9 protein-coding genes are annotated in these 8,219 nt (G+C 58.3%); 2 read left to right on the top strand and 7 right to left on the bottom strand.

Annotated elements, in window-relative coordinates; genetic code table 11:
• Nucleotides 1-165: 165 nt before the first annotated feature.
• Both B2W96_RS08840 and B2W96_RS08845 read right to left on the bottom strand, forming a co-directional pair.
• A complete protein-coding gene (locus B2W96_RS08840) occupies nucleotides 166-1,083 on the bottom strand; it encodes a ketopantoate reductase family protein (protein WP_293009926.1) in 918 nt (305 codons plus the stop codon).
• A gap of 62 nt (nucleotides 1,084-1,145) precedes the next feature.
• A complete protein-coding gene (locus B2W96_RS08845; protein ID WP_293009927.1) occupies nucleotides 1,146-2,036 on the bottom strand; it encodes a 4Fe-4S cluster-binding domain-containing protein in 891 nt (296 codons plus the stop codon).
• A gap of 303 nt (nucleotides 2,037-2,339) precedes the next feature.
• Here B2W96_RS08845 and B2W96_RS08850 point away from each other — a divergent pair, with 303 nt between their 5' ends.
• Nucleotides 2,340-3,047: a polysaccharide deacetylase family protein gene (locus B2W96_RS08850; protein WP_293009928.1), complete on the top strand. Its 708-nt coding sequence runs from the start codon at nucleotides 2,340-2,342 to the stop codon at nucleotides 3,045-3,047.
• Nucleotides 3,048-3,122: 75 nt separating this feature from the next.
• On the opposite strand, the gene secG is transcribed toward B2W96_RS08850, so the two are convergent.
• On the bottom strand, nucleotides 3,123-3,350 hold the full coding sequence (gene secG / locus B2W96_RS08855; protein WP_293009929.1) for a preprotein translocase subunit SecG: 228 nt from the start codon (nucleotides 3,348-3,350) through the stop codon (nucleotides 3,123-3,125).
• 286 nt (nucleotides 3,351-3,636) lie between these two features.
• Between secG and lexA the strand changes: the two genes are divergently transcribed.
• A complete protein-coding gene (gene lexA / locus B2W96_RS08860; RefSeq protein ID WP_293009930.1) occupies nucleotides 3,637-4,257 on the top strand; it encodes a transcriptional repressor LexA in 621 nt (206 codons plus the stop codon).
• A gap of 259 nt (nucleotides 4,258-4,516) precedes the next feature.
• Here lexA and B2W96_RS08865 read toward each other — a convergent pair whose 3' ends face one another.
• The 4 genes from B2W96_RS08865 to B2W96_RS08880 form a co-directional block, all read right to left on the bottom strand.
• Complete coding sequence (locus B2W96_RS08865) at nucleotides 4,517-6,058, bottom strand: ABC transporter substrate-binding protein (protein WP_293009931.1); 1,542 nt, start codon at nucleotides 6,056-6,058, stop codon at nucleotides 4,517-4,519.
• 25 nt (nucleotides 6,059-6,083) lie between these two features.
• Nucleotides 6,084-6,893 carry a peptidoglycan editing factor PgeF gene (pgeF, locus tag B2W96_RS08870; protein ID WP_293009932.1) on the bottom strand — a complete coding sequence of 270 codons (810 nt, stop codon included), beginning with the start codon at nucleotides 6,891-6,893 and terminating at the stop codon, nucleotides 6,084-6,086.
• A gap of 1 nt (nucleotide 6,894) precedes the next feature.
• Nucleotides 6,895-7,188: a hypothetical protein gene (locus B2W96_RS08875; RefSeq protein WP_293009933.1), complete on the bottom strand. Its 294-nt coding sequence runs from the start codon at nucleotides 7,186-7,188 to the stop codon at nucleotides 6,895-6,897.
• A 79-nt stretch (nucleotides 7,189-7,267) separates the two neighbouring features.
• Nucleotides 7,268-8,219, bottom strand: a 952-nt coding sequence (locus B2W96_RS08880; RefSeq protein ID WP_293009934.1) for an SEC-C metal-binding domain-containing protein, incomplete at its 5' end; no start/stop codon positions are given.

The raw sequence follows: 8,219 nt of genomic DNA on the forward strand, positions 1-8,219 counted from the left end.
AACAGAGTAAAGAACGGCCCCGGGGAACTCAGTTCCCCGGGGCCGTTAATTTTTCCGTTTTTATTTGACCGCCCGCAGGGCGCGTACCCTGTGAGAAAAAGTGCTCGCGTGGGAATGAGGCTGAAGCTGCTGTATTGCAGACGCACACGCATTCATAAGACCGGCTCAATAGGCGCTCTCCATCTCCAGAACCCGCTGGTAGAGCCAGTCGTTCACCGGGACCGACAAGCCGTGCTTCGCGGCAAGGCGGCGGATAGTGCCGGAGAACAGCTCCACCTCGCTCTTGCGATGGGCCTTTCCGTCCTGCCGCATGGATGGTTCCCCGTCGGCAGGAAGAGCGCAGATGATGGAGTCCCATTCCTCCACGTCCCGCTCAGACAAAGAGATTCCCTCTGCGTTGGCCACCAGAACCACCTCCCGCATGGCGCCCAGCATGGTGTCCCGGGCGGGGCCGGGAGCCTGCAAACCGCCATAGCTGCATTCATATACCATCGCGGCCTGATTGCAGCCCGTGTTGCATACCAACTTGCTCCACAGATGGATGCGGATGTCCTCCGGAAGGACGTAGGGGAAGCCCACCCGGTCAAAAAATGCGGTGAGCGCCCGCAGGCGGCTATCATCCTGCCCGGCGGGAATCCCTAGCGCCAGTTCTCCGAAGTTGGAGCAGATGACGTGGTTGCCCTCTTTCCGGGTGGGCATTTTCTGGGCCACGCACCACACCACCTTTTCTGCGCCAAAGGTATCGGACAAAATCTGTTCGCTGAAAACGCCGTTAAGGGCGGAAATGATCACGGTGTCCGGGCCCACCAGATGGCGGCAGCGGTCAATGGCGTCCTCCAGTCCGCTGAATTTCACCGCGAACAGCAAAAAGTCCAGCGGCTCGCGCTCCTGTGCCGCGTCAGCGTATTGAAAGACACAGCGTTCGCCGTTGAGGGTGACGCCCTCGTCCCGATATTTGGCGGTGCGCTTTGCGTCCGCCAGAATTTTCACGTTTTCATAGCCCGCGCCTCGGGTGAGCTGATGAGCAAAAATCACGCCCAGCGCGCCCAAGCCCACAATGCCCACGGTTTTGATCTCTTTCATGGCGTTCTCCTCCTTATCAATCATAAAAAATGCGGGAGCCTTCCGGCTCCCGCAATGAAGGCTCAGGATGCAATTTTCTCCCGCCAGCGCAGGTCATAAGGCTCGAATTTTACCTTGCTGTATGCGTCCAAGTCCAGCTTTGTGCCGTCCCAGTCGGAGTGAAGCTCGCCGGTTTGCTTGATGAGAATGTCGTAGAGGATGGAATAGGTCACGCCGTCCCGCTCGTCACGCTCCACAATGGTGGAATAGGGCAGGGTTTTGTGGTAGGTCAGCTCCATACCCTTGTAATCGAAGTGGAAGCCGCAGCGCATCCGGCAGCCGTCCAGTCCCGTATAGCGGGAGATTTCTTTCAGGTCGTGGAGAATCATGTCGCCGCCCTCGTCGTAAAGGTTTTCCGGCGTGGTGGCGGTATAGTCAAAGCGAAATTGAATGTTGGCGCCGGGAATTTTGCGGAACCGCTCCAGATAAGGCACCAAATCCGCCTTGGGATAGTCCTTGTACAGCACGCAGTTAATGCGGAATGGAACCGCCAGACGGCCCAGCAGCGCGTCGTTGGACTCCACCACGTATTTCTGCATGTGGCGAGAGACGTTGAGGCAGGTAATTTTCTCTCGGTTGCGGCGGGTAAATTCCACGATGTCGCTCTCGGACTGAAACTCGGATATCGGCAGGGTGGTGTTGATATAAATCTTATGGGTGGAGGGGATGCAGTCCAGCATCACCTGCAATGCGTCCAAATCCGCCAAAGGCTCGCCGCCGGTGAACACGAAGTCGCATTCCGGGGTGATGGCATGCATCTGCCCGATGCTTTGGCAGATTTTTTCCACGGAAAAGCCCGTCAGATCGGCGTACTCCTCCTTGTTGATGCAGAAGGGGCAGTGGTTGTGGCAGTCATACGGGACAAAGACGGTGACGGTTGCGCCGCCTTGGCGCGTCTTGTAGGGATGAATCATGTCGATCGGCCTTTCGTAAAGAATCAAGGAAACAGAGGCATGAAGCCTTCTGAAATGTTCATACGTATACGATTAAATATTTTACTGCATTATTGGAGTGAGGTCAAGGGAAACGGCAAAAAAACAATAATGAAAAAAACAGAAAACCGGGAAAATTCTGCGCAGAACCTGTAGGAAACGGCAATTCATCTGAGAAAAAACCGGATACCGGCGGCAAATGCCCGCCGGCGATGCCGGTATGACCGGGTAATTCTTTAAAAATTACACAGACTGTCTTTTGGCAAATGTGAAAGGAGGGAGAGCATGAACAGGCCAAGAGCGGCGTTTTTGGCGATCATGGCGGCGGCGCTTCTGCTTATCTGCCGGGAGGATGCGGCTGTTCCGGCGACGGCGTGGGCGGAGCTCTCCGAGACAAAATTCGTGGCGCTGACCTTTGACGACGGTCCAAGAGCCAACACCACGGGACGGCTGCTTGACGGCCTGCGGGAGCGGGGCGCCAGCGCCACCTTTTTTTTGGTTGGTTCCAAAATTTCGGGAAATGAGAAGCTGGTGCGCCGTATGCGGGACGAAGGGCACCAGATTGGAAATCACTCCTGGGACCACAAGGAGCTAAAGGACGTGCCCGCCGCTGTGCTGGGCGGGGAAATTGACAGCACCGACGAACTGCTCCGCACCGTCTGCGGAGACAGGGACTATTGGATTCGCCCGCCCTATGGGCTTTTGGATAAGGGCGGGCGGGGCAGCGTTTCCACGCCTCTGGTTCACTGGAGTGTGGACCCGGAGGACTGGAAGCTGCGGAATGCGGATAAGGTCACCGCCCATGTGCTGAACCATGTCCAGCCGGGAGACATCATCCTGCTGCATGATACCTACTCCACCTCCGTGGACGCGGCATTTAAAATTATCGACGCGCTGGAGGAACAGGGCTATGAGTTCGTCACCGTGAAAGAGCTGCTTGCACTGTACGGAGTGGTCCCCCAAGAGGGGAAGTTTTATACCAGTGCGCGGTAACATATCATGGAAGCGGCGTTTGGAAAAAAAGCGTCTGCCGTGAGATACTCACGGCAGACGCTTTTTCAAGAGAAATCAGATAACATTCAAAGCGAGGGTCAGAACGATAAACACCCCGCCAATCCACTTGGTCGCCCGGGCCAGCTTCGCGTCGGCGGTTTTCGCCTTGTTCTTCGCCAGGAAGGAGTCGGCCACACCGCCGATGGAGCCGGACAGGCCCGCGCTCTTGCCGGACTGGAACAGTACCACAAGGATCAGGCAAAGGCCGCACAAAAGCTGCATAATCGTTATAAAAAGCTGCATTTCAAGATTCCTCCAAAAAATCATTTCCGCAAAAGGACTGCGGAACATATATTCACAGACTTGAATTTTACCACAGCTTCTGCGCATTGGCAAGGGATTTTTTAAAAAAGGAGGCTGTTTCTGTGGGAAAAGACAAAAAGTCAAAATTGTGTGGAACATCTGTTTGCATTCTGACAACAGATGTGTTATACTACTTAAAAAACAAAGGCAGACTGACCCCGGCGGCATGCCGGGAGCGGGGCGGGCTGTGCCGTCCCCACAGCACAATGAAAGCGGAGGTGCTTCCATGGAGAAACTTTCCAAAATGCAGCAGAGGATTTATGACTATCTGGCGTCCTCCATCCGGGAACAGGGTTATCCGCCTTCGGTGCGGGAGATTGGGGAGGCGGTGGGCCTGCGGTCCCCCTCTACGGTCCATTTTCACCTGAAGCACCTGGAGGAGGCCGGTTACATTGAAAAAGGCGCGGGCAAGGGTCGGGCCATTGCCCTGACAGGCCCGTTCCAGCGTGGGGCTTCCCGGAATCCGGAGGCGCCGCCGCCCAAGCAGGTGCCCATTGTTGGAAATGTGGCGGCGGGAAGTCCCATTCTGGCACAGGAGTGCGTGGAGGAGTATCTGACGTTTGACCCGGAGGGGCCAGAGGACGAGCATTTTGCCCTCCATGTCCGGGGAGAGTCCATGATTGATGCGGGGATTCTGGACGGGGATTTGGTGATTGTGCGCCGCAGAGAGACGGCGGTCAACGGGGAGATTGTGGTGGCCATGATTGACGACGAGGCCACGGTAAAGCGGTTTTCGCGGAGGAACGGGCGGATCTGGCTTTTGCCGGAGAACCCGGAATACGCCCCCATTGACGGGACCCGCGCCCAGATTTTGGGCAAGGTGACCGCCGTGGTGCGGCGATACTGAGAAGCGGGGGTTCTCCCCGGAGCGAGCGCAGCTACCCGGAAGAATGCCCTCGGAGCGATGCGGACTGCATTTTTAGGAACAGGGAGGACAAAAGCCTTTTGGCTTTTGTCCTCCCATTTTTACGTTTTCACCGTAAAATAAGGCATGAGAAGGCATGAGAGCCTTTGCCCGACAAAAGAAATTTAAGGGGCAAAACGATGACGGCGGTCTGGATTACGGCTGAAAAGCCGCGCGCCGCCGCGACCCGAACAGGGCCTGCTCAGTCCTCCCGCAGATTTACCATGCACTCCGCCAGATTGTAAAAGGGATTGGCGGCGGTGGGGGTGAGATGATCCACCACGCCGCTTTGAAGCAACACAGAAAGCGTTTTAAAGCAGACGGGCAGGATGGGGGCCTGCTCCTGAAGGCGGAGGAAGACCCGCTCCAGCGCGGCGGAAGGATTGGCGGAGCTGCGGCAGGCGGCCAGAAGCGCATCCAGCTCGGGGTCGGAAAACCCGCCGTAGTTCAATGCCCCCCCGGTGGAGAGCAGCGGGCGGAGGTCCCAGTCCGCCGTCAGTTTTACTTCGCCGTAGTAAAGGTCAAAATTGCCCGCCGCCAGCGCTGCGGAATATTCCTCCCAAGGCAGGACCCGGACGCTGATTTTCAAATCAAAGGCGGAGAGCTGAGAGGCAATGTGCCGCGCGGCAGCCACCTTGAAGCTGCTCTCCTCGTTGACAATCATGTCAAGGGACAGGTGCTCGCCGCGGCTAAGGTCCGCGGAGGTCATGGCCCGCTGGAACGCGGTGTAGGAATAGGTCTTCTCAAGTTCCGCGGGATAGTCAGCCGAGACCGGGGAAACGGAAAACTGAGCGGCTTTTGCATGTCCGGATAGAAACGCGCTGACGGCCCGTTCCCGGTCAAGTCCCAGATTCAGCGCCTGACGCACCGCCGCGTTGGACAAAACAGAGGAGCGGACGTTGATTCCCACGTATTGAAAGACGGTGGAAGCCGCCTCGTAAAACTGGATGCTGCCGGTGACACTGATGGGATTGGAGCCGGTTAGGTCCGAGGTCAAAAGCTGCGTTTCGTGTGAAGTAAACTGGAAAAGCATCACGTCCGGGTCGTCCGCCGCCCGCAGAACAATGCGCTCTACCGGTTGTTTACCGCCCTGCCAGTGAGGGTTGGCGACAAGCGCTGCGTCCGGTTCACCGGAGACAAAGCCGTAGGGCCCTGTCCCCACGGGCACGGTGTCCGCCGTGCCAGATTTGACGATGGGGATATCCAGCAGGGCAGGAAACGCGGTGTTGGGGGAGGATAACTGGATGCTTACAGACCCATCCCCCGCCGTGATGGAGGAAACATCCCGCAGCCGCGCGCCATACCGCCCGGAAGACTGCGCCCGGCGCAGCGTGTCGGCTACATCATTGGCGGTGAGGGGCGTGCCGTCGGAAAACAGCACGCCGGGGCGCAGAAGGAAGGTATACGCGGCTCCGGAGGGGTCCTGCGTATAGGAGGTGCAGAGAAGGGGCTGAGGAGCAAGCGTCTCGTCCAGCTCAAAGAGCCCCTCGCACAAAAGCGCAGCAGCCGTCTGCTGAACCCCGTCGGCACAGGTAATGGGGTCCAGACTCAGCTCCGGATACCACGGCAAGGCCAGCTCCTTGGGCAAAACGGTGGGAGCCGCTTCCGAGCCGGACGGGTCCGCGCTCTCACCGACCTGACCCGGGGGAAGCTCCTCTTCGTCCGGGCTGGGCGAGGGAGTACAGCCGCCCAGCAGCAGTGTCGCACAGAGCAGGGGGATGAATATTTTTTTGAAGCGCTTCATAGATCCCTCCGTTTCCGCCTGCGGCTTATATCAGTGAAATCAGGGCTGCTTGTGCACCTCGCTGCCCGCCGACCCGGCGATAGGACCAGAACAGGTCCGGGCGGCAGTGGGTGCAAAGACCGCTCACATCAATATGTTCCGGGGAAAGGCCCGCTTTCAGCAGCCATTGGCGGTTTAGTCCTGCCAAATCCACATGCCATTTAAGGCCCCGCCGTTCAAGATAAAGCGCGGCGTCCTCGCCCAAAACCCCGGTCATGGCCTGGGGCACGTCGTCGTCGGTTTCGAAGCAGCACTGGCCGATGCACGGCCCGATAGCGGCCACCATCCGCTCCGGGTTTGCGCCGTACAGTCGGGTCAGCTCTCGGACCGTCTTTTCAAGGATGCCCAGCGCACAGCCCCGCCATCCGGCGTGGACCGCGCCTACGCAGCCCGCCTCCGGGTCGTGGAGCAGGATAATCCCGCAGTCGGCGGAAAATACGAGAAGGGGAATGTTTTTTACATTGGTCACCAGCGCGTCGGCGGTGAAGTCCCGCTCCCGCCACAGGCCCATTCCCGCCCGTTCCTCCGTGACGGGAAGGATGGTGGTTTCATGAACCTGCCGGGCCAGCACCACATTGCGCATATCCGCACCCACCGCGCCGCAGAAGCGGCGGTAATTTTCCTCCACAGCCGGACGGTCACTTTCCCGGCTGGGACCGAGGTTGAGAGTGTCACATGGGGGCTTGCTTACGCCGCCTTTTCGGGTGGAAAAGCCGTGAGCGATGCCGCCGCATCCGTCCAGCAGGGGGGAGGTAAAATAAACAAGGCCGTTTTCCTCATGCGTTGTCAAGGGCATGTCAGTCCTCCTTTTGGGTGTTGGGTTTGTTTGAAAGCGCGCCGGAGACGGCGCGTTCCGGCTGATCGGCGTTTCGGGGCGCTTCGGCGTCCAACTTGCCGTTTAGACAAATACTCAGTACTTTTATAAGGCCGCAAAGCAGCAGCACCACGCCCAGCCCAAGGAAAGAGTCATGAACAATGGCCATGGAGAACAGAATGGAGCCAATGCCCCCAAGCATCAGGGAGATTGCCACCAAAATATGCCGGATATCCGCCAGCAGATGCAGCGCAGTGCCTTTTGCGTCGTCTTTCATAAAACGCTCCTTTCAAGAAAAGCCGCCCCCGCCCTCCCGGCAGGAGAACAGGGGACGGCCTGAGTCGCGCTGCAATTTGTCAGGAGTGATACTCCGCGCAGTCGCAGTTTTTAAACTTTTTCCCGCTGCCGCAGGGGCAGGGATCGTTGCGTCCGATTTTTGTGACCTTGCGGGGCTGCTTTTTGGGCGCGGTGCTGTCGCCGCCCACGTTTTCGGTCATACCCTTGGCCACCCGCTCCCGCTTGACCTCTTCGTTGGTCTTGATGCGCACGGAGAACATCCGGCGCACCGTCTCGTTCTGGATGGCGGAAATCATCTCCTCAAACATGGTGAGGGATTCCTGCTTATAGGCGATGACGGGGTCAGTATTGGCGTAGGCCCGCAGGCGGATGCCCTGCTTCAAATCGTCCATGGCGTCGATGTGGTCCATCCAGTATTCGTCCACCACGCGCAGCATAATCACCCGCTCCAGCTCTCTGGCAATACTGGGGGTGAACTCCTGCTCCCGGGCCTCGTAGGTCTTTTCCGCTTCGTCGTAAAACAGCTCGGAAAGGGCCTGCTCGGTCTTTTCCGTCAGCTCCTCCTCGGTGAAGTGGAAGGTGTCCTTGGGGAAATACAGCCCCTCCAGCCCCGTCAGCATCTCCCGGAAGCCCGCCTCGTCCAAAGCGGTCTGCTCGCCAAAGGCCTGCGCCACCTGATCGGTGATGGCGGAGCGGGTCATGCCAAGGAGAATCTCCTTGAGGTCCTTGCCGTCCAAAACCTGCTTGCGCTGGCCGTAAATGATTTCCCGCTGCTTGTTCATCACGTCGTCGTATTCCAGCACGGACTTTCTGGACTGGAAGTTCCGGGATTCCACGGTGGTCTGGGCATTTTCAATGGCCTTGGAAAGCATTTTGCTCTCGATGGGCGTGTCCTCATCCAGATCCATTCTCTCCATGATGCCGGTGATCCGGTCGCCGCCGAACAGGCGCATCAGATCGTCCTCGAGGGAGATATAGAACCGGGTTTCGCCGGGGTCGCCCTGACGGCCG

Origin of the sequence: Oscillibacter sp. UBA6647, assembly GCA_002455655.1 — a bacterium.
Lineage (GTDB): Bacteria > Bacillota > Clostridia > Oscillospirales > Oscillospiraceae > Oscillibacter.